At 41.9% G+C, this 22,939-nt stretch carries 19 protein-coding genes and 2 pseudogenes; 13 read left to right on the top strand and 8 right to left on the bottom strand.

The window, feature by feature from the left end; genetic code table 11:
* A pseudogene (locus tag ABZB17_RS07360) lies at positions 1-194 on the top strand (Fe-S cluster assembly protein SufD); the annotation flags it as partial.
* Positions 195-243: 49 nt separating this feature from the next.
* Here the strand turns inward: ABZB17_RS07360 and ABZB17_RS07355 are convergent.
* A complete protein-coding gene (locus ABZB17_RS07355) occupies positions 244-654 on the bottom strand; it encodes a hypothetical protein (protein ID WP_372649005.1) in 411 nt (136 codons plus the stop codon).
* Between the two features lie 314 nt (positions 655-968).
* Between ABZB17_RS07355 and ABZB17_RS07350 the strand changes: the two genes are divergently transcribed.
* On the top strand, positions 969-2,186 hold the full coding sequence (locus tag ABZB17_RS07350) for an aminotransferase class V-fold PLP-dependent enzyme (RefSeq protein ID WP_372649003.1): 1,218 nt from the start codon (positions 969-971) through the stop codon (positions 2,184-2,186).
* A 91-nt stretch (positions 2,187-2,277) separates the two neighbouring features.
* On the opposite strand, the gene rbr is transcribed toward ABZB17_RS07350, so the two are convergent.
* On the bottom strand, positions 2,278-2,853 hold the full coding sequence (rbr, locus tag ABZB17_RS07345; protein WP_372649001.1) for a rubrerythrin: 576 nt from the start codon (positions 2,851-2,853) through the stop codon (positions 2,278-2,280).
* 165 nt (positions 2,854-3,018) lie between these two features.
* Between rbr and ABZB17_RS07340 the strand changes: the two genes are divergently transcribed.
* Both ABZB17_RS07340 and ABZB17_RS07335 read left to right on the top strand, forming a co-directional pair.
* A complete protein-coding gene (locus tag ABZB17_RS07340; protein ID WP_163325666.1) occupies positions 3,019-3,441 on the top strand; it encodes a SufE family protein in 423 nt (140 codons plus the stop codon).
* Between the two features lie 12 nt (positions 3,442-3,453).
* On the top strand, positions 3,454-3,759 hold the full coding sequence (locus tag ABZB17_RS07335; protein ID WP_045031823.1) for a metal-sulfur cluster assembly factor: 306 nt from the start codon (positions 3,454-3,456) through the stop codon (positions 3,757-3,759).
* Positions 3,760-3,824: 65 nt separating this feature from the next.
* Here the strand turns inward: ABZB17_RS07335 and lon are convergent, their stop codons facing one another.
* The 6 genes from lon to ABZB17_RS07305 all read right to left on the bottom strand — a co-directional run bounded on the left by lon (position 3,825) and on the right by ABZB17_RS07305 (position 11,196).
* On the bottom strand, positions 3,825-6,278 hold the full coding sequence (gene lon / locus ABZB17_RS07330) for an endopeptidase La (RefSeq protein WP_372648999.1): 2,454 nt from the start codon (positions 6,276-6,278) through the stop codon (positions 3,825-3,827).
* A 264-nt stretch (positions 6,279-6,542) separates the two neighbouring features.
* Positions 6,543-6,806 (bottom strand): type B 50S ribosomal protein L31, encoded by a 264-nt coding sequence (locus tag ABZB17_RS07325; RefSeq protein WP_319479464.1) that lies wholly within the window; start codon positions 6,804-6,806, stop codon positions 6,543-6,545.
* A 157-nt stretch (positions 6,807-6,963) separates the two neighbouring features.
* Complete coding sequence (locus tag ABZB17_RS07320; RefSeq protein WP_372648997.1) at positions 6,964-8,130, bottom strand: GNAT family N-acetyltransferase; 1,167 nt, start codon at positions 8,128-8,130, stop codon at positions 6,964-6,966.
* A 50-nt stretch (positions 8,131-8,180) separates the two neighbouring features.
* Positions 8,181-9,344, bottom strand: coding sequence for a GNAT family N-acetyltransferase (locus tag ABZB17_RS07315; RefSeq protein ID WP_372648996.1), 1,164 nt, complete (start codon positions 9,342-9,344; stop codon positions 8,181-8,183).
* Between the two features lie 126 nt (positions 9,345-9,470).
* Entirely contained in the window at positions 9,471-10,241 is a 771-nt protein-coding gene (locus ABZB17_RS07310) for a Bax inhibitor-1/YccA family protein (protein ID WP_372648995.1), read from the bottom strand.
* Between the two features lie 250 nt (positions 10,242-10,491).
* Positions 10,492-11,196, bottom strand: a complete 705-nt coding sequence (locus ABZB17_RS07305; RefSeq protein ID WP_372648994.1) for a hypothetical protein — start codon at positions 11,194-11,196, stop codon at positions 10,492-10,494.
* Between the two features lie 137 nt (positions 11,197-11,333).
* On the opposite strand from ABZB17_RS07305, the gene ABZB17_RS07300 reads away from it, so the two are divergent.
* The 9 genes and pseudogenes from ABZB17_RS07300 to ABZB17_RS07260 form a co-directional block, all read left to right on the top strand.
* Entirely contained in the window at positions 11,334-12,680 is a 1,347-nt protein-coding gene (locus tag ABZB17_RS07300) for an oligosaccharide flippase family protein (protein ID WP_372648993.1), read from the top strand.
* A 2-nt stretch (positions 12,681-12,682) separates the two neighbouring features.
* Positions 12,683-14,233: a hypothetical protein gene (locus ABZB17_RS07295; RefSeq protein WP_372648991.1), complete on the top strand. Its 1,551-nt coding sequence runs from the start codon at positions 12,683-12,685 to the stop codon at positions 14,231-14,233.
* Positions 14,234-14,282: 49 nt separating this feature from the next.
* The gene (locus ABZB17_RS07290; RefSeq protein WP_372648989.1) at positions 14,283-15,413 is read left to right on the top strand and encodes an AI-2E family transporter; all 1,131 of its coding nucleotides are present in this window, start codon (positions 14,283-14,285) and stop codon (positions 15,411-15,413) included.
* 189 nt (positions 15,414-15,602) lie between these two features.
* A complete protein-coding gene (locus tag ABZB17_RS07285) occupies positions 15,603-16,763 on the top strand; it encodes a cytochrome c3 family protein (RefSeq protein ID WP_372648987.1) in 1,161 nt (386 codons plus the stop codon).
* A gap of 32 nt (positions 16,764-16,795) precedes the next feature.
* Positions 16,796-19,735 (top strand): TAT-variant-translocated molybdopterin oxidoreductase, encoded by a 2,940-nt coding sequence (locus ABZB17_RS07280; protein WP_372648985.1) that lies wholly within the window; start codon positions 16,796-16,798, stop codon positions 19,733-19,735.
* Between the two features lie 6 nt (positions 19,736-19,741).
* Complete coding sequence (gene nrfD / locus ABZB17_RS07275) at positions 19,742-21,127, top strand: NrfD/PsrC family molybdoenzyme membrane anchor subunit (RefSeq protein ID WP_045031802.1); 1,386 nt, start codon at positions 19,742-19,744, stop codon at positions 21,125-21,127.
* Positions 21,120-21,617: a DUF3341 domain-containing protein gene (locus ABZB17_RS07270; protein ID WP_372648983.1), complete on the top strand. Its 498-nt coding sequence runs from the start codon at positions 21,120-21,122 to the stop codon at positions 21,615-21,617. Before nrfD ends, ABZB17_RS07270 begins: the two co-directional genes overlap by 8 nt.
* 4 nt (positions 21,618-21,621) lie before the next feature.
* Complete coding sequence (locus tag ABZB17_RS07265; RefSeq protein WP_372648981.1) at positions 21,622-22,338, top strand: cytochrome c; 717 nt, start codon at positions 21,622-21,624, stop codon at positions 22,336-22,338.
* A gap of 202 nt (positions 22,339-22,540) precedes the next feature.
* Positions 22,541-22,939: pseudogene (locus ABZB17_RS07260) on the top strand (hypothetical protein); the annotation flags it as partial.

Below are 22,939 nucleotides of genomic sequence, written 5' to 3'. Positions count from 1 at the left end.
CATTGTTTTACCTGCGTGCCCGCGGAATTAACGAAGATCAGGCACGTTTGATGATGATGAACGCATTTGCCCACGAGGTGGTAAAAGAGATCAAACTGGAGCCATTGCGCGACCGTATCGACGAACTGGTTGAAAAACGCCTGAAAGGTGAAGTTTCCCGTTGTCACGATTGTGCTTACCAGTGCGATTACTAAGATACAGAACAACTGAGCAGGTGACTTGAAGTCACCTGCTCAGTGAATTCTAAAACAAACCAAACTCCCTTGCCAACTCTTTATTTATCAAGTCTCCATTTCTTTTCCCTGAATAATCCAAGAATGACGAAAACTCCCATTCTTCTAATACGGTTACAAGACTTTCATTTATTGGATTCTCATGTATGTAATTGAATAATACCTGTGGATATTCCTTTTCAGTATCTGCAATATTTATTAATATTCCATACCCGGACTGAAACCACGCCGGGGTAATGCCATTAATTTCGGTCACACAAATAGCTTTTGTTCTGTTTTGAAATAAACTACCAGTCCTGTTTTCCTGAATATTGATGGCTCGCGTATATGAACGCAAAACAATAGAAATAGAATCGTTAAGCTTTCGCTTTCTAGACTGCCCTGATTCCTGATCTATAAAGTCAACTTCCAGCTGCTTCACATAAACCATCAAATGAAAATGATTGGGCATTAAACACCAGGCCAGAATATCACAATGTGGCAGCAAGTGTGTCCTGATCTTTTTGAGGAAAAAGAGATAATTCTTTCGCTGAAAGAAAATACGCTGCGAATTATTACCTCGGTTATAGACGTGATAAATATGATTGGGTGCAAAGTTCATAGGCAAATTAAGATTCAGATAATTAGGTATGAAATAAATGTGTACTCCAATAAAATTACAAAATCTTTTGCACCTTTGCATAATATCGACTGAGCAGGTGACTCAAAGTCACCCGCTCAGTAAACAATGAGTCTATGAATTACGATATCGAAAAAATCAGATCATATTTCCCCATTCTTCAGCAAAAGGTATACAATAAGCCACTTGTTTATCTCGACACGGCTGCATCGGCGCAAAAACCGGTTCAGGTGTTAATGAAACTTGAGCAGTTGCATAACGATTACTATGGCAACATACATCGTGGCGCGCACTACATGGCCGATAAGGCCACGGTTGAGTACGAAGAGGTACGCGATAAAGTGAAGGAGTTTATTAATGCTGGTTCGCGAAAAGAAATAATTTTCACAAAAGGAACTACCGAAAGTATTAACCTGGTGGCAAGTAGCTTTTGCGAAAAGTATGTTTCCGAAGGTGATGAGATCATTGTTTCGGAAATGGAGCACCACTCGAATATTGTTCCCTGGCAAATTGCTGCCGAGAGACGAAATGCAAAAGTCGTAAAACTTCCGTTTAACGACACCGGTTTGCTTGAGATGGATAAGTTGCCGGAACTGATCACTCCGAAGACAAAACTGATTGCTGTTAATCACGTTTCCAATGTTTTGGGAACTATAAATCCGATTGAGAAGATAATTGAAATAGCCCACCAACACAATGTGGCTGTTTTGATCGACGGAGCACAAGCATCGGCACACATAAAAATTGATGTGCAAAAACTGGATGTTGACTTCTATGCTTTTTCGGCGCACAAGGTATACGGCCCCAACGGAGTAGGTGTTTTATTTGGCAAAAAAAAGTGGCTTGAGGAAATGCCGCCATACCAGGGAGGAGGACAAATGATTTCAGAGGTTTCGTTTGACGGAACAACCTTCAACGAATTGCCATATAAATTTGAAGCAGGTACGCCTAATATTTCAGGATTAGCAGCTTTTGGAGCAGCAATCGACCTGATAAACGAAATTGGCGTAGAGAATATGGGGAGCCATGAGCATGAGTTACTACAATATGCCACCGAAAAACTTAAGGCCATCGATGGTTTGAAGATTTACGGAGAAGCACCTCACAAATCGGGAGTGATCTGTTTTAACATCGACGGAATACATTCTTACGACCTGGGAATGTTGCTCGACAAAATGGGTATTGCCATTCGCACCGGGCATCATTGTGCCGATCCGATTATGCAGCATTTTGGCATGTCCGCCTGCGCGCGTATATCGTTTGGAATGTACAACACCAAAGAAGAGATTGATATTTTTATGGAGGCACTGAATAAAGCAATTATGATGCTTTGATTTCAGAACCCGTCAAAAAAGAAAATGCCATCCGGATTGAACAAGCAATCGGATGGCATTTTTCATATTGGAAATTCCACTAAAAGTATTTCTAATAATTCGATTCCTTAATTTCGAAATAAGACTGTGGGTGCTGACAAGCCGGGCACAATTTCGGTGCTGCAGTTCCTTCGTGAATAAAACCACAATTACGGCATTTCCACACCACTTTATCACCACGTTTAAACACTTTCCCTTCTTCAAGATTATTGTACAAGGTACGGTAGCGGTTTTCATGTGCTTCTTCAACACGGGCAATCAGTTTAAATGCCATGGCAATTTCTTTAAAACCTTCCTCTTCTGCAACCTTTGCAAATTCAGGATAAAGTTCTGTCCACTCTTCGTTTTCACCGTCGGCTGATGCTTTCAGGTTTTCCATGGTAGTACCAATTTTACCGGCAGGGTAAGTTGCGGTGATTTCAACCATGTTGCCTTCTAAAAATTTAAAGAAACGCTTGGCATGCTCCTTTTCGTTCATGGCTGTTTCTTCAAAAATGGCGGCTATTTGTTCCAATCCTTCTTTTTTGGCTTGTTTTGCAAAATAATCATAACGCATACGTGCCTGAGACTCACCGGCAAATGCTTTTAATAAATTCTGTTCGGTTTTTGTACCTGCTAACTTTGTCATTCTTCTCTTGATTTTTTAGTTTTTCTGTTCGAAAGTTTAAAGATAATGATTTCGACATTTGTAAACTATACGAAAAGTTAGTTTTGAATTAGTCTGAATAAACGGCTTCCATCATTGTCATAAACAAGAAATTTACGATCTTTGCTAACTCTTAAAATGATATTTATGAGCATGGAAGAAATTCAACAGGAGATAATTGAAGAGTTTTCGATGTACGAAGACTGGATGGACAAATATGGCTACCTGATTGAATTGGGGAACGATTTGGAAGAGCTTGACGCCAAAGATAAAAACGACCAGAACATTATAAAAGGATGTCAATCGCGGGTGTGGTTGGTAGCCGAATTGAAAGATGGTAAAATATATTTCAAAGGCGAGAGTGATGCCGTTATCGTTAAAGGTTTGGTGGCACTGCTTCTACGCGTTGTGTCGGGCCGTACACCACAAGAGCTGCTTGAAACAGAGCTGCACTTTATCGACGATTTGGGGCTGAAACAACACCTGTCGCCTACCCGTTCAAACGGTCTGCTTGCCATGGTAAAACAAATTCGTTTATACGCTGTTGCTTATAGCAAGATTGCAGGATAAGGAGGGAACGAAATGGATAAAAGAATAGACTTAATCATAAATAACCTGAAAGAGGTTTACGACCCGGAAATTCCGGTAAACGTATACGACCTGGGACTGATTTACAACGTAGATATTGACGAAAATAACCAGGCAAATATTTTAATGACACTTACCGCACCGGGCTGTCCGGTGGTTGATGTGTTGGTTGATGATATTACTCAGGCCGCCCAATCGGTTGATGGTGTAGAAAAAGTTGATGTAGAATTAACGTTCGAACCGCCGTGGGATAAATCGATGATGAGCGAAGAAGCCCGGCTGGAACTGGGATTCTTTTAGAAATAAAAAAAGGGCTGCAATTTTATAATAGCAGCCCTTTTCTTTATTACTCGTTTCAATCGTTCTTATTCAATCTTCATTGGCTTATCTACTTTAGCCTTTAAAAGAGCAATCTCAAGCACATCCATAATAGTATTTACAAAGTGGAATTTCAATCCTTTTATGTAAGCCTCTTTAATATCCTCCAGGTTTTTCTTGTTTTGCTCCGAAAGAATGATTTCAGTAATGCCGGCGCGTTTAGCAGCCAGAATTTTCTCTTTAATACCACCAACCGGAAGCACTTTGCCACGAAGGGTGATCTCGCCTGTCATTGCCAGGTTTTTCTTCACTTTGCGTTGTGTAAATGCCGATGCCAGCGATGTAACCATTGTAACCCCTGCCGACGGACCATCTTTTGGAATAGCACCTTCAGGAACGTGAACGTGTACATTCCATTTTTCAAATACTTCAGGATTCAGATCCAGCTCATCAGCGTGCGACTTCAAGTATTCGTGGGCCAGCATTGCCGACTCTTTCATAACATCGCCCAGGTTTCCGGTAAGCGTTAAAGCTCCTTTACCTTTACTCAGGCTGGTTTCCACAAACAGAATCTCGCCACCAACAGCAGTCCAGGCCAAACCTGTTACCACACCGGCAAATTCGTTACCCTGGTATTTTTCTTTTGAATACTCGGTAACCCCCAGGTATTCGCGCACATCAGCTTTGGTCAGTTTTTTATTGTACGATTCCTCAAAAGCAATCTTCTTGGCAATTCTACGAATCAGTTTTGCCAGCTTTTTATCCAACTCACGAACACCACTTTCGCGGGTGTATCCGTCAATAATCAACTCGATAATATCTTTTGGGAAAGTGATATCTGATTTCTTTAATCCATGATTCTCCAACTGTTTTGGAATCAGGTGACGTTTCGCAATCTCTACCTTTTCTTCTAACAGGTAACCGCTTACTTCAATGAGTTCCAAACGGTCGCGCAAAGGCGGAGCAATCGTACTCAGCGAGTTGGCCGTGGCAATAAACATCACTTTCGACAAGTCGTAATCATGCTCAATGTAGTTATCATGAAACTCGCTGTTTTGCTCCGGATCAAGCACTTCAAGCAGTGCCGAAGCAGGGTCGCCATGAAAATGTTTCGACACCTTATCAATCTCATCCAGGATAAACACCGGATTCGATGATTTTGACTTTTTAATATTCTGAATGATACGCCCCGGCATTGCACCGATGTATGTTTTTCGGTGTCCGCGAATCTCCGACTCATCATGCAAACCACCCAAACTCATTCGTGCATATTTGCGGCCAAGGGCGCGTGCTACCGATTTCCCCAATGACGTTTTTCCAACTCCCGGAGGGCCGTACAAACAAAGGATCGGCGCTTTCATATCGTTTTTCAATTTCAACACGGCCAGGTGTTCCAGCATACGTTCTTTCACTTTCTCCAGCCCGTAGTGGTCCTCATCCAGCACTTTGTTGGCGTGTTTCAAATCGAAATTATCCTCAGTATATTCATTCCAGGGTAAATCAAGCAAAGTCTGGCAGAATGTGAACTGCACTGAATATTCGCCGGCGGCCGGGTTCAATCGTCCCAGTTTTTCCACCTCGCGATGGAAAAATTCGTCCACATCTTTGTTCCACTTTTTGTCTTTCGCCTTTTCTTTTAACGCATTAATTTCCTGCTCCACCGGGTTTCCTCCCAGCTCATCCTGAATGGTTTTCATTTGCTGGTTCAACATGAACTCACGCTGTTGTTTGTCCATGTCGGTTTTCACCTTTTTCTGAATATCGTGCTTCAACTCCAGCATCTGCACTTCTTTCACCAAAAAGCTAATGGCTTGAACACCACGATCTTTCAGGCTTTCAATTTCCAGCAGCTTTTGTTTGTCGTCAACATTTATATCAGTATTCGAACAAATAAAGTTGATCAGGAAAGTTGAGTTTTCAATATTCTTAACGGCAAAAGTGGCTTCGGGTGGCACATTGGCCGAGAACTGCGCAACCTTAATCGACAGGTCTTTCAGTGAACCAACAATGGCATTAAACTCATTGTCATCTTTCGATGTAATATCGGTTAAGGGTTCAACCGATGCTTTAAAATAAGGCTCTTCACTGACGATCTCGTTTATTCTAAAACGGCGTTTCCCCTGAATGATAACAGAAGTTGATCCGTCGGGCATTTCCAGCACCTTCATAATTTCGGCCACTGTACCAATTTCGTACAAGTCGCTGGCTTCGGGCTTGTCAACCGTATAATCTTTTTGCGCCACGGTACCCAGCAATTTGCTTCCCTGGTTTACATCGCGAATGAGCTTCAACGATCGCTCGCGGCCAACGGTAATTGGCAAAACCACCCCCGGAAACAAAACAGTGTTACGCAGTGGCAAAATCGGAAGAACCGACGGCACTTCCACATTCTTTAAATCCTTGTCATCGCCATCGGCAATAATTGGAAGAAAGTCTGATTCGTTATCCATCATTCCCGATCCGAACATTGTTTGAAAAGCTGTATTTTTATATTTACCCATATTTCTTATTTATTATAATGACATTCTGTCGCTAAACAGACAGAACAGGCAAAACATTGCCGGTTTTATTTGCAGGGTGCAATAACGCAATTGCCATGCCATTTAAGCAGACTGCTTACATTGTCGGTTTGTTCACCGGAATTCGGAAAATAACCCGACAAAATTGCATTAATACGTTTTGGGGAACGACATTTCCAAACGTATAGAAATAAAAAAAGCATTCATCAAAACGACGAATGCTCTTCTCTATATCGGTAAGAAATATTATTTCTTTCTATTTTCCATGTGTTTACCGTAACGGCTCATGAATTTATCAACACGTCCTGCAGTATCCACAAGTTTAGTTTTACCAGTGTAAAACGGGTGCGAAGTGTTTGAAATCTCCAGTTTGTAAATCGGGTATTCAACACCGTCGATAGTCTCTGTCTCTTTTGTATCAACAGTAGAGCGGGTAATAAAAGTATGTCCGTTCGACATATCTTTGAATGCTACCAATCTGTATTCCGTTGGATGAATGTCTTTTTTCATTTTGCTTTATTTTTTTTATTGAATGGTTACACTCTCTTGTGCAATCCATTCGAAAATTTATATTTCTACTCTAATTTTCGGGCTGCAAAGATATATATTGTTTGCAACTTTCCAAAAACTTATTCTATTTATTTGCTTATTAAACAAGTTGTTAAAACTACGAAATCAACGGTGCTTTTACAACCTTCTTACTACGGTCGAACATATAGCGCATGGTGTAATGTGTTTTGGCCTTTTTAGCACCTGTTGCCTCGTAAATTGCAATAATTTTCGGGTTAAAATCACCGGCCCACGACAACTCAACTTCGGTGTAATGTTGGTGCGATTTCTTTTTCATAATCTGCTCCTGGTGCCAGAAAATTCCCGACTCGATTCCTGCACGCTGGTATTTAGGATCAACACCCATCAGGAAGATCCGGGTTCGATTCATCACCTTTTTCTTTTTGTAATAAAAGAACTTTAAAATACCCGGCAAATTCAGTTTTCCGTTTAGTTTTATCAGCAGCTGATTGATGTCCGGAATCATCACAAACATGGCAATCGGCTTATCTTCAGAATACGCAAACCAGATCATTTCAGGATCGAGAATTGCTTTCGATTCCGTTAGAAAATCATACAAATCGTCCGGGTCGAGCGGTTTGTAGTGCTCGTGAAACGACCAGGCTGCATCGTAGATCTCGCAAAAATCTTTTACGAATTTATCGGTTTGTTTAAAATCGAAATGTTTGAACTGATATTGTGGTTTTTTAGCCACCCAGCCCGCAATTTTCCAGAAACGCTCGGGAAACGGAACCGTGTAGTCGAGGTGGAAACAATACTGCTCGAAATACACTTCGAAACCAAATCCGCGAAACAGCTTTTCGTAGTACTTTGGATTGTAAGGCATACCAAAACCCTGTGGCATAAAACCATCAACCAGCAATCCCCAGTTCATGTAATTCTCTCCAAAGTTTATCGGGCCGTCCATGGCTTCCATGCCATTTTCTTTGTTCCAGTCGGCAGCCGCTTTAAAAAGCGTATTGGCTGCTTCCTGATCGTGGATGCACTCAAAAAAACCACAACCACCGGTTGGCTGCTCGTAAGTTTTTGCCAGGTTGAAATTTATAAATGCGGCAATCCGGCCAATCAGTTTACCACTATCGTCAAGCAAAATCCAACGAATAGCTTTTCCGTTCCTAAAAGTTTTGTTCTTTTTCGGATCAAATATACTCTCAACCATCCCCTGCAATGGAGCGGCCCAGTTCGGATCATCCTTATAAATTATGTGCGGTATCTGGTGGAACTGTTTTTTCGTTTTCTTGTCAACGACTTCTAGTAACTGCATTTCTCAAATTTGTAGCAATAATAGTTTAAAAAAAACAATAAGTATAAATTTTATTCAATAATCGGTGCCCTTACAAATTCTTTATCCCGGTCGAACAAATAACGCATTGTACGGTGAGTTTGAGTGCGGTCGGCACCAAACGATTTAAACAGGGCATTCATCTTCGGATTAAAATCTCCAATCCAGCTCATTTCCATATCATTGTACCATTTTTTTTGTAGCATTACTTTCTTTAAATGATGGAAAATTGCCGATTCAATTCCTTTTCCCTGGTAAGCGGGAACCACCCCCAGAACAATAACCCGACAACGTGTAATGGTTTTGCGTTTTTTGAGATAAAGCAACTTTAAGCCCTGCCACAAACTCAGCTTGCCGGTTTTTAATTTTTGTAGAATCTGATTCAAATCCAATATCTGCATAAAAAAAGCAATGGGTTTTCCGTTGTGATAGGCATACCAAATAAATTCCTCATCGAGAATAATTTTTGCACCCGATAAAAGATCTTTCAGCAACTGAAATTTAATGGGTTTATAATTATCGTGATTCCCCCATGCTTTTTCATGAATTTCGATAAAATCGCGAATAAACCTGTCCTGATTCTTAAACGAAAAATGCTCAAACGAATAACCCGGCTTTTTGGCCACCCATTCTGCAATTTTCCAAAACCGATCCGGCAAATCGGGATTGGTAATGTCGAGCGAATAACTGTATTGTTCGTAATAGGTTTTAAAACCGTAGGCGGCAAATAAATCGTTGTAGTACGGAGGGTTGTAGTTCATTCCAAACGTTTGTGGCCGAAATCCCTCTTTTAGCATTCCCCAGAAAAAGAAATTCTCATCGAAATTTACCGGGCCATCCATGGCTTCCATGCCTTGTTCTTTCAACCAATTGCGAGCTGTATCGAAAAGTTTAAATGCCGCCTCTTCATCATTAATACACTCAAAAAAACCACAACATCCGGTTGGCTGATCGTAGCCCGAAGCATAATCCTCATCGTAAAATGCGGCAATCCTACCAACTAATTTTCCATCGTTTTTTAATACCCACCGCCGGGCATCGCCTTTTTTGAAACGGCCGTTTTTTGCCGGATCAAAAGTGTTTTCGATCATCAGCCGAAGTTGCGGAATCCAATTGCGATCCTTCTTATAAATTATTTCCGGGACTTTATGAAACTCGTCTACCAGGTGTTTGCCGGTAACCTGAATAACCTCCATAGCCTTTCTGGTTTATGCTTGAACAATATTCGAAAATAATACTTCGGCAGTAAAAATGAAAAAGGACTTACCCTTTTCAAACAGAATAAGTCCTCCTTTAAAATTGAGTTGAGGTGTAAACTGGTATTAGTCGCGGCTGGCAATTTTCGACAGCAGACGCAAAATCTCGAGGTACAACCAAATAAGTGTTACCATTAATCCAAAAGCCCCGTACCACTCCATGTATTTTGGAGCACCCGATTCGGCTGCCCTTTCGATAAATGCAAAATCGAGTACCAGATTTAATGCTGCAATACCTACAACAAACAGGCTAATTCCAATACTGAGAGGTGAATTGCCGTATAAAAATGACATTTCGGCACCAAACATTCCGGCAATAAAGCTGACAAAATATACCAGTGCAATACCGGCCGTAGCCGCAAAAACACCCATCATAAATTTTTGTGTTACCTTAATAATTCCCGAGCGGTATAAGAACAGCATCACCATAAAAACCGCCAGTGTTAACATCACAGCACGCATTACAATTCCGGAATACTGCATCTCAAATATGGCTGAAATCCCACCCAGAAACAGTCCTTCGAAAACCGCATATATTGGTGCTGATATTCCCGAACTCTTCGGGCGAAAAACAGTTACCAAAACAGTAATAAAACCGCCAATGGCGCCAACAGCCAGCCACGGCCCCACTGCCGCCAAACCGGCTTCGGGGTTAGTGGAAACAGCTTCAAAAAACTTATTCCAGGTAAATACCGCACCGGCAATTACCAACAGCAACATTAATGCTGTTTTATTTATAGTTCCGTTTACAGTCATTACATCCGACTGCGCTGTATAATCTCTGTTAAAAGTTTTTTCCTTTAAAACAGGATTTGAAGATTTTGAAAGATTCATCATTTTATTCAATTAAACGTTCAGTGCCCAGTTTGTTGTTTTACTGAGTCGAGACAATGATAACAAAGAACCTGCCATGAAGTTTCGGCATGACAGCTTTGCAGTTAAAGAAAGTTAATTGACAAAGTTGCAAGACCTGAGTTACGAGTTACAAGTTGAGCGGAGCGAATTGAAAATCGGCCACAGCCAAATCCCGACCGAAAGCGTCGGGGTATCCTGTATCGAGAATCCAGCATCCAAGATCCCTTCAGGGCTACTCCTTAAATTGTTCCCGAAAATAATCACTGGTTAACTCCTCAAACAAACTCTCGCCAAGCTTCACGGCATTTTCCGATCCGCTCAACTGAAATTCTTTTGCCAGTTCTATGCACTGTTCATTCAGCATTTTAGAACGGCTTCCCATTCCAATTACCGAACGATAGATTGGTGTATACAACTTTTTATCTTTGGCCAGGGTTGTCAGTTCCTCGAAAAAAGGTTCAAACATTTCGTCGATGGCATTTTTGTCAGTAATTGCGAGTCGCCCAATCAGGTGAACTCCGGTGAAACGTACCAGGTGCTTTTTGCCTCGGCACCACTCCAGCGCTTTTACAAAAGCGAACTTACTTTTTACCCACAAATTAGTTGAGGCTTGCTCGGCAATCTCGATATTCTCGAAACTTTTTGTCCAGAAATCCATCTGTTCTTCGCTTACTTCCTCCGGATTATCAATTAGCGTGGCTAGAATCATCGTTTCGCGCCATTGTTTGTTCCAAAGCTTAAGCGCCAGCAAATGATCGGCTTCGTACGATTGGGCAATTTCACGCATATCGAGCAACGACACTCCCCAATTCATTTTATACGAAATCCCGCGTTCATTCATCGCTGCCGCAACTTCACCGCTTTGCCGCAGTCGGATCACTTTAATCAGCTGCTGAAATTTCTTTTCCGTTTCCTGGTTATCGAGAATAAAATCCATTATTGCTATTTCCCATTTTACTATTCAACGAACAAAAATATAAAAAGCACCAGTATTTCTTTGTTTTCGCGAAAAAGCTTAATCAAAGCAATTATTTTTATGATATTTACATCAAATGAGACACCTGTTTTTAGTGCATGAACTTCTCCAGTTATTTCAGAAATAGTATTCGCCGGCTTAACCAAAGTGAGTTTTATAAAAACATTGCTTCGCTGTTTACCGGAATGGTGCTGGCACGTGCGGTTCCCTTTGTTTTTGCGCTGGCAATTGCAAGGCTGTATGCACCCGAACAGTTTGGCGATTTTGTACTTTACCTCACCATTGCTTCGGTACTTTCTATCATATCCACCGGCAAATACGAAAAGGCAATTATCCTGGTTGAAACATCAGCTGAACGCAAGCTTATCGGGAGTTTTGCACAAAAAATAAATGCCGCCGTTAACTTAACTGCGTTGGTAATAGTTGGCTTAATCATCCTGGTTTTGCAGCCCGAGACAAGTCAAAAACTGCATATCCTACTTGTTCCGTTTTACGCTTATTTTTTTAGCGCCATTCAACTGATCCGGAATATTTATATCAGCAAAAAACAGTTTAACCGGCTATCGGTTTTGGAAATTACAAGGGCGGTTTTAGCAGGCGTTTTGCAATGCGCTTTCTTTTTATTTCCGGCAACAGGATTGTTTTTAGGAGCTGTAGTTGCGCAACTTTTTACTTTTATTGTTTTCTCATTCCGGGTTGATGAAGCAAGTTTGTTTCGCCTCGGGAAATTTAATTCGGAAGAAAGAGCACTGGCGCAGCGTTACATTAAATTCCCCAAATTTTCGATCGTTTCAGAGGTAATGAATTTTATTAGCAGCCAGCTTCCTGTCTTTCTTTTTAAACCTTTCTTTGGAGACAAAATGCTGGGCTTGTATTCCTTTTCGCACCGCTATATCAGTGTGCCGGTTCAATTGTTAAGCATTTCCATTTCCAGTGTTTATATACAAAATGCAAAAACGCTTGAGCAAACACCGGCCAAACTTAAAGAACTGACATTCTCACTTTTCCGAAAACTGGTCCTTCTAGGCATCATTCCTTTTGCGGTACTTGGTTTTTGGGGGCAACAAATCTTTACCATTTTATTTGGTGCCGAATGGGCATTTTCTGGTTATCTGGCACAGTTTATTGCCCCCTGGCTTTATTTTGTAATGCTGGGGTCGCCGCTTTCGGCCATCCTGATCGTTAAGGAAAAACAAAACGTATCGATGTGGTACAACATATTTTTGCTAATTGCCCGGATTGCCAGTTTACTGCTTGGCGGTTTAATTCTTAAAGATGTTGTTATAACCGTGATTTTGTATAGTTTATCGGGTGTGGTATTTTTTGCCTTTTTAACGATTTACTCTTTGTTTTTGGCAGGCGTAAATTTAAAACAAGCAGGGATCTACTTTTTTAAAATGGTACTTTTGATTACTCCAATTGCGCTGCTTAAAATCTGGTTGTAAGAATGTTGTATCTGGAAAAATATAAATGGTCGACAGAAAAAAATGTCAGTGTTACCGGCTTTGCCTGGCTGGGAGAAGAATATTTCTGCGGACACGATTTTTTGGAGCAAACGCAAAAACATATTACTGATTTCGGGCAATTTAAAGATTTTGTTTCGCGATTGAACGGACAATTTTCCATCGTTGTGAAAAACGAACAAGAAACATGGGCTACGTGCTGCCACACCTGGAGTTTTCCGCTTTTCTATAAAATCGACAACGGTAATTTTTTGATTAGCGATCAACCGGAACAGCTGCAGCAAAACAATACAGACAAAGAAATTGACACATTTGCATCCTCCTATTTTTTGCAATTTGGCGTAACACCTTTTCAGCAAACTTTAAATGCAACTATCACACAAATTCAACCTGGCGAGATTGTTTGTTTCAAAAATAATTCGGAGAAAGTAGCTTCTGATTTTGCATTTCAACTTCACCGCAAACCAAGCGCAGAACAAACTCCTAAAGCTATTGCAACTCATTTTCGCAAGGTTTTTGAAAAGTATTACAACCAGCTTAAAAACAAACAAATATTTCTTCCGCTTACCCGAGGCTACGACTCACGACTACTGGCTTGTTTGTTAGCGGAATTCGGCCATAAAGAAGTTCTTTGTGTCACCTGGGGAAGAAAAAACATTAGCGAAAAACAAACGGCCCAAAAGGTTGCAGAGAAGCTGGGATTTCAGTACCGCTTTATTGAATACAACGAAGAACTGATCGATAATTTTAAAACCGATCAGACATTCATTGATTATGCAAATTACTCCGGACACTGGTCGTCGATGCCGTATTTACAGGATTATTTTGCGGTAAAGTTTTTGAAAGAAAAGAAACTCATCAACGAAAATACGGTTGCGCTTCCCGGTCATCCCGGCGACTTTTTAAGAGGTGCACATCTTAATAGTTCAATTCTTGATCTTAAAGCATCAAAGTTGGGAGCAACGCTTATAAAAACACTGGGAACTTCACTGACGGCAGAACCTGATTTTAGAGCTGCATTGCAAAAATACCTCGAAGAGAACCTTTTAATACAGAAAAGTCTTTCTCCGGCTGAAGTATACGAGATTTGGGACTTACGCGAAAGGCAATGTAAATTTATCAGCAACTCGAACCACGTTTATTCCTTTTTTGGGATTGAGGTTTTAATGCCGCTTTTCGATAAACAAAACCTTCAGTTCTTTGCCGGAATTGATGCCCGAAACAAAAACAGAGAACACCTTTACAACAAATCGCTAGAAGATTATTTTTTCAAAAAACATGGGGTTGATTTTGATTTGAAACAAATCTCAGATCAGAAAGACTCAAAATTTCAAAACCTAAAAACCCGGCTTATAAAAGCAGCGCCTCATCAATTGAAAACCTTGTACTACCCCATGAACGACGGAATATTTTACCGCGAAATAACCGGCCAACTGCGGCGAGATATAAAAATGAAACATCCGCTTATACCCCATTCGTATAATGCGTACATCGTTCAGTGGTATTTGCATTTTCTGGCTTCTCAAGCCAAATAACAAATCCGTTCATCCCAAATTTGGTTATATTTGTTAAAAACGAACAAAAATGATTCAACTTAAAGGCTGGACACGCAATACACTTTTTATTGTCGGACTTCTTTTTATCATTTTTCTGTTGTGGTATTTTAGTGCCATTGTCACCTACATTCTTATTTCGGTGGTGCTATCGTTTGTTGGTCGCCCGCTAACCCGCTGGCTAACAAAAATTAAATACAAACGTTTTAAAATTCCTAAAGGACTGGCGGCTTTTGCAACGCTGGTAAGCTTATGGATTGTTTTTATTTCCTTTTTCAGGTTCATTATCCCGCTCTTGCTAAGCGAGGTTGAAACCCTTTCGCAAATTGACTTTACACTCGTTCTCGATTCCATTGAAGAACCCTTACTAAATCTCATGCACTTTTTTAGCAAGGACACCGTGAGCATCGAGTCGAAGAATTTTATGGATATTGTTACCGAAAGTCTGGGGGCTGAAATCGATTTTTCGCAGGTGTCGAATTGGTTCGGGTTGGTTGCCGGAACTATTGGAGAACTTTTAATCGGTTTCTTTTCCGTTTCGTTTATCACCTTTTTCTTTTTGAAAGAAGAAACCATGTTTAGCACCTTCATCATACTACTGGTTCCTACCCATTTAGAAGAAAAGGTTGCTCATATTCTCAATTCTATTTCCTACCTGCTACGACGCTATTTCATCGGCCTTCTGTTAGAAGTTTTTATGGTAATGCTGCTCGACACCATTGGCCTCACCATTGTAGGCATCGAATTCAACCATGCGGTTGTAATAGGTTTGTTCTGCGGGATGTTTAATGTTATTCCGTATCTGGGGCCCTGGATGGGGGCTGCACTTGGTTTGCTCATAGGTGCTGCTTTACATATTAATCTCGATTTTATGAACGAAGTTTTACCCACTTTAGGCTGGATGACAGTGGTTTTTCTTTCTGTTCAGGTAATCGACAACGTTCTTTTTCAGCCACTTATTTATTCCAGCAGTGTAAAGGCACACCCTCTTGAAATTTTCCTTGTAATTATAGCAGCCGGAAGTATGGCCGGAATTATCGGAATGATCCTGGCTATTCCGGTATACACCATTCTCAGGGTGATAGCTGCCGAGTTTTTCGAGAACATGAAACTGGTGAAAAAGCTTACCGAACATCTTGAAAAAGAGAAAACTGAAGGCTGAAAATCCCGCCTCTAATCGATATTAGAAATCGAAATTTCATTTCTCATAAATGTTACCAATCATATTTTTCAAACATTCTCAGCTATTTAACGTAAAAAATTTAATTCTTTCAGAACCTTAAGGTCTTTTTATTGTTAATAGGATAAGTCTGGATAAAAAGGCCTTTAATTTAATACTAAACTTAACAGAATGAGAGAACACTTCTTTTGGGGAGGTTTCATGAAAAAAACGCAAATTTTCATATCCCTGTTCGCATTTGTTACCTGTATTTTGCTTTCAACTAATCTGTATGCCGATTCATCCGAATCTGTTGTAACCGAAGGACATTCGCACGAAGATGTAAAACGTGGTGAACGTTTTTTCAAAGGATTATTACCCTTCGATCGGGAGTATTCGTCATGTGTTTCCTGTCACAATCTAAACCGGGTTGACACACTCAACTGGAATCCTTCGGCAATGGATATTGCAATTAAATATGTTGACAAGGATTTTGAATCGTTTCAAGCCTCGGTATTGAATCCGGTAGGTATAAAAATGGAAGCTTCGCATGTTAATTTCGATATTTCGGAAGAAGATCTGAAAACAGTAAAAATTTATTTAGACAATTTGGCACACACCGGAGTTCCTCCGGCAAAACCAACACATTACAATCTCATTCTGTTCCTGTTTTTAGGGTTGCTGATTACCTGGGCAGTTGTTGAACTGATCTTCATTCGAAAAATTAAATTGAAATTCATTCCTTTAATAATATTGCTTGGCGCTTTTGGCTGGCAGGTAAAAATGATTGTTACCGATGCCATTAAATTAGGCCGCCAGGAAAATTATGCGCCCGATCAACCCATAAAATTCTCGCATAAAGTACATGCCGGCGAAAACGGAATCGATTGTATGTATTGCCACACAACGGCAGAACAGAGTAAATCGGCAGGTATTCCCGCCACTAACCTTTGTATGAACTGTCACATTCTGATTCGTGAAGGAACAAACAGTGGCAAGTTTGAAATTGCCAAAGTGGTAGATGCCGCAGAAAACGGGCACTCAATTGAGTGGAAACGAATTCACAACCTGCCCGACCATGTTTATTTCAGCCATGCCGTACACGTTGGCTCAGGCAAACTCGACTGTATGCAATGCCACGGTCCGGTTGAGGAAATGGATATAATGGAACAACACAGCGATCTGTCGATGGGCTGGTGCGTTAACTGCCACCGCGATACCGAAGTTGACTTTGGAAATAATGGCTATTACGAACATTACGTGAAGTTACACGAAGAAATGAAATCGGGAGCGATCGACTCGATAAAAGCAGCTGACATTGGCGCCAATGATTGTATGCGCTGCCACTATTAATCATTAAAGTTTAAAGCAGAATCAAACAAACTATGACAAAATATTGGAGAAGTTTAGACGAGTTGAATAATCCGGTGGAGTTTAAACAAAACGAAATTAAACTGGAACTGGATGCCAAGCGTGCCGTAATGAAAAAGGCGTCAGGCTCATCAAGACGCGATTTTCTGAAGACTTTTGGATTTAGCGTTGCAGCGGCAGCAGTTGTTGCCAGTTGTAAAAGGCCGGTCGACAAAGCCATTCCCTACCTGGTAAAACCGGAAGAAGTAACTCCCGGGATGGCCAACTACTACGCATCGAGTTATTTTGAAGCCAACGAATACTGCAGCGTTTTAGTGAAAGTGCGTGACGGCCGCCCCATAAAAATTGAAGGCAACGATCTGTCTTCGGTTTCGCAGAAAGGTACTTCTGCCAGGGTTCAGGCATCGGTTCTTGATCTTTATGATGACGCCCGTTTTAAGACTCCATTGAAAAGAGGTGAGGCAACCAACTGGGAAGAAATAGACAGCTACATCACAAAAAAGTTAGAGCAATTAAATAACGACAAGAAAAAAGTTGTTCTGCTCACCTCAAGCATAATTTCGCCAACTACAAAAAAAGTAATTGCGAGCTTTCAGGAAAAATACCCAAATATTGAGTGGGTTAAATTCGATGCTGTTTCGGCAAGTGGAATTTTGGAAGCCAACCAACAGAGTTTTGGAAAAGCATTGATTCCCGACTACCGTTTCGAGCGGGCAAAAGTAATTGCCAGTTTTGGCGCCGACTTTTTGGGCACCTGGCTTTCTTCAACTGAATACACCAAAGGTTATGCAGCCGGAAGACGAGTGCTGGATAAAGGCGATGAAATGAGTCGTCATTATCAGTTTGAGTCGGGAATGACTTTGACCGGATCAAATGCCGATGTTCGTGTACCGATAAAACCATCGGAAGAAAAGACGATTTTAACAGCGCTGTATTATCAGTTAATGCAGGCAAAAGGATTTATGACCATTGCGGCTCCCGGGAGCCCGGTTGATGTAACAGGATTGGCCGAAGACTTGCTGGCCAACGAAGGAAAGTCGCTGGTGATTTCGGGAAGCAACGATGTGAACATCCAACTGATCGTAAATGCCATCAATAATCTTTTGGGAAATTATGGTTCAACCATTCTATTTGACAGACCATTAAATACACATCAGGCGATAGATGCCGATTTTGAAAAAGTAATCAGCGGATTAAAAAATAAAGAAATTACCGGAGTACTTTGCTGGGGCGTAAACCCGGTGTACAATCATCCAAAAGGCGAGGAAATTAAGGCACTGATCTCTGGCGCTGAACTCTCAGTTTCGTTCTCCGACCGGAAAGATGAAACAACAGCAGCCTGCCATTGGGTGTGCCCTGCCCCACACTTCCTTGAAGCGTGGAATGATGCCGAACCTAAAAAGGGAGTATTCAGTTTGTCGCAGCCAACTATTTCAAAACTGTTCGACAGTCGACAGGTTCAGGAAACGCTGCTAAAATGGGCCGGTGAAGAACAGCCCAACTATTACGAAACTTTAAAAGCAAACTGGGAAGAGAACTTCACAGGTTTGCAATCAAAATATTCTAATTCGCGATTATTCTGGAACGATGCTCTGCAGAAAGGAGTATTCGAAACGGAGATAAGTTCTGAAGCACCAGTTTATAGCGAGAATGGATTAGCAAATGCTTTACAACTTGGCGACCAACAATCTCAGGGATGGGAAATTGTTTTCTACCAGAGTGTGGCATTAAAAGACGGAAATTCTGCCAACAATCCGTGGTTACAGGAATTGCCCGATCCGGTTGCAAAAATCAGCTGGGATAATTTTGCAGCAGTTCCGGTAAAATGGGCCGAAGAAAATGGGGTACAGAATGAATCGGTGATTACGATAAACGGTATTGAAATGCCGGTTTTTGTGCAGCCCGGACAAGCTCCTGACACCATTTCGGTAGCATTGGGTTACGGCCGCGAAACAGCCGGAAAAGTTGGCGACGGTGTTGGTAAAAATATGTACGCGCTGGCATCCATTCAAAACAATGCCAAACAACTTTGGTTAAGTGGTGCCGATGTACAGACTACTGACAAAACTTACGAGCTGGCACTGTCGCAAACGCATCATTCAATGGAAGGCCGGCCAATTGTTCGCGAAACAAATTTCGATAAATGGCAACTTGATCCGGCTTCGGGGAACGAAATCCGCAAGGAACATTTGGAACACCACGTTTCCTTATATCCTGAGCAGGAATTTAAAGGTCACCATTGGGCAATGGCCGTCGACCTGGGAAGTTGTGTGGGATGTGGAAACTGCTCCATCTCGTGCCAGGCCGAAAACAACGTGCAGGTAATCGGGAAAGAGCAAGTTCGTAACCGCCGGATTATGCACTGGATTCGTGTTGACCGCTATTTCTCGAACGACGCCGAAAATCCGGATGTGTATCATCAGCCGGTAATGTGCCAACACTGCGACAATGCACCGTGTGAGAATGTTTGTCCGGTTTCGGCAACACCACACAGCGAGGAAGGTTTGAACCAAATGGCCTACAACCGTTGCGTGGGAACAAAATATTGTGTGAACAACTGCCCGTACAAAGTGCGCCGTTTTAACTGGTTCCAGTATGTGCAAAATCCGGAATTCGATTACGCATCAAACAGCGATTTGGGACGTATGGTACTTAACCCTGATGTTACCGTTCGCTCGCGTGGTGTGGTAGAAAAATGCTCGTTCTGTGTGCAACGTATTCAGGAGAAAAAAGCTGAAGCTAAAGTTGCCGGAAGAATGCTGGAAGACGGAGAAGTGCAACCTGCTTGTGTTCAGTCGTGCCCGGCCGATGCACTGGTTTTTGGCGACCTGAACGATGAGAACAGCAAAATCAACAAGCTCTTTAAAAACGAGCGCAATTACCATTTGCTGGAAGAGTTGCACACGCTGCCATCGGTAGGATATTTAACTAAAGTAAGAAACAAAAAAGCATAAACGCCTATGTTTAATTCAGCCGTAAGGGGAAAGCTAATTGATGGCGATAAGTCGTTCAGTCAGATATCGAAAGAGATATTAGCACCCATCCACGCCAAAACGCCACTGTGGTGGTATGCAGCCATGCTGGTAAGTTTAGGCATGTTCGGATTTGGTTTGTATTGCAAATACATTACTATTTCAACCGGAATTGGTACCTGGGGAGTAAACAACTCGGTAGCCTGGGGTTGGGCCATCATCAACTTTGTTTGGTGGATTGGTATCGGACATGCCGGAACCGCATTTTCCATTTTCCTGCTCATTTTACGGCAGAAATGGAGAACTGCCATTAACCGCGCCGCCGAGGCAATGACCGTGGTTGCAGTGTTCTGTGCCAGCCTTTTCCCACTGTTACACATGGGCCGTCCGTGGTTGTTTTTCTTTATTTTCCCGTATCCGAATACGCGTGGGCCGCTGTGGGTGAATTTTAACTCGCCACTTTTCTGGGACTTTGTGGCCATTTCGGCCTACCTGCTTATTTCAGCAAGTTTCTGGTATTTCGGTATGGTGCCTGATTTTGCAACCATTCGCGACACAGCGAAATCGAAAATAAAAAAGGCCGTTTACGGATTTTTTGCTTTCGGCTGGACCGGTTCGAGCCGTGAGTGGCTGCGTTTTGAAGGACTGAGTTTTGTGCTGGGTGGAATTGCTGCAGTATTAGTAGTTTCGGTACACTCGATTGTATCGACCGACTTTGCTGTTTCGGTACAAGCCGGTTGGCACACCACCATTTTCCCGCCATACTTTGTTATCGGAGCTATTTTCTCGGGATTCGCGATGGTGCTTACCCTTGTAATAACTATGCGCGGTTTATATAATATGAATGATTTTATTACCGACCGACACGTTGATGCGGTTTGCCGGATCCTGATATTTATTTCGCTGATTATGGGAACTGCCTATATGACCGAAATCTTTATCGCCTGGTATTCGGCTTCGGAGTACGAAACCTATATGTTCTTTAAAAACCGTTTGTTCGGCGATTATGCTTTCCAATTCTGGGCCATGTTTACGGCCAACGCGGTTATTCCGCAGTTGTTCTGGTTTAAGGGCGTACGCAAACGCATGTGGATCGTATTCATTATTTCCATCATCATTAATATCGGTATGTGGTTCGAACGTTTTAACATTGTGGTTACCACGCTTAGCCGCGATTACCTGCCTGCAGCCTGGGCCAATTACTCGCCCACCTATGTTGAAGTAGGATTTTTTATCGGTACACTCGGAATGTTTTTGGCCGGAGTTCTGTTGTTCTTCCGCTACATTCCAATGATTGCCATTTCTGAATTAAAAAGTGTGGCAAAATTCGACAAACCAAATAACGGACAACTAAAAGCAAAAAGTCATGAGTAAAAAATATATCCTTGGCGTTTTTGACGACGAAGCAACTTTAGTTGATGCCTTTGAAAAACTAAAAGACAAAGGAGTAATGCCGGTTGAGGTTTACACGCCCTACCCGATACACGAAATACTGGAAGGAATGCCCATAAAAACACGCATTACACATGCAGCGTTCTTTTACGGATTGTTTGCAGCGCTGGGTATCCTCGGATTCCTAACTTATGCAGCAGTAATCGACTGGCCCTTACGTTACGGAGGAAAACCGTTTAATGCTTTCCCGTCGTTTATTGTGGTAACTATTGTGGCAACTATCCTCTCAATAACCTTGCTTACGCTCTTTACCTTTTCGGCGCGAGCAAAAGTTTTTCCCGGTAAAAAAGCTGAGATCTTTCACGAGCGGGCCACCGACGATAAATTCGTTATGGTTTTCGACGAAGACGGTATTGCAAACGACAGTGAGTCGTTAAAAGCAATTCTAACTGAACATGGTAAAATTGAATAATACTATGAATGCATTAAAATCAATTAGAAGACATATTGCACCGTCCTTCAGGGCGGTGATCAGGCAGGTACAGCAACTAATTGAAGCTTTGAAAATTGTTATTTTTCAAGTTAACAATTTTCAAAGCTTCAATTTCAGGATGCTTAATATTACCGACACCGCCCTAAAGGACGGTGCAAAATTTGCCTTTGTACTTTTAACTTTTGCCTTGATCTCATCCTGCGATTACAACCGCCGAACAACAGGCTGGCAGTATTTCGATGATATGGTTACATCGCCGGCTTACGAGAGCTACACGCCTAACCCGAATTTTGCCGACGGAAAAACCATGCAACCGCCTGTTCAGGGGACGATCCCTCGAGGAACGGTTCCTTATGCTTATCAAAAAACCGATGAAGACCGGGCACTGGCAGCAGCCACACTGGTAAACGAGTTAGAACCAAGCAAAGAGAACCTGCAACGCGGCGAAAAGATGTATGGTATTTACTGTATGCAATGCCATGGCGAAAAAGGCGACGGACAAGGATCGTTGTATGTAAGCAAAAAATACACCTACCCGCCGGCCAGCTTATTAAGCGAAAAAATGATGGCCAGCCCTGAAGGAGATATTTACCATGTAATTACTGTAGGCTTTGGAATTATGGGCGAGCACGGTTCGATGATTAAACCAGACGACCGCTGGAAAATTTCGATGTACGTAAAAGAGGTATTACAGAATTGAAAAGTTTAAAATGAGAAATACTATACCATACCCCATTGGCTGTAGCCATTTCCCCTCACGAGTGGAAACATCTTTGAAGCAGGATAGAGCGTAACATGTTTCGCACCGGCTCAATTTAAAACATGCTCCCCTTTTGAGGGGAGCTCCCGACAGGGAGAGGGGTAAACTAGTAACAGATTGAAAAGAACAAAAAGCAACAGATATGGAAGACCGATTAACACTTTCCAATAAGTTTAAAATGCTCACCTACGCACTAATGGGTGTTGGTGTAGTTTCGTTTGCACTGGGTTTTGTTTTTGATGCCGAGCGCACCTGGGCAAACTACCTTTTAAACAACTACTATTTTGTGTCGCTGGCCATTGGCGCGGCTTTTTTTGCCGCCATCCAGTACATTACACAATCGGGGTGGTCGGCCATGTTTAAACGTGTGCCCGAAGCAATGGTAGCCTATCTTCCGTTTGCTGCGGTGTTCTTCCTAATCCTTTATTTTGGTATGCATTCGGTTTTTGAGTGGACCCACCACGAGGTTGTTTCGCACGATCATATTTTGCAGCACAAATCGCCCTACCCGAATGTGCCGTTCTTTTTTGCGCGGGTAGTT

It is taken from the genome of Draconibacterium sp., assembly GCF_041583095.1.
GTDB lineage: Bacteria > Bacteroidota > Bacteroidia > Bacteroidales > Prolixibacteraceae > Draconibacterium.
The sequence above is the reverse complement of the archived record's forward strand: the minus strand, read 5'-3'. Positions and strand labels throughout refer to the sequence as shown.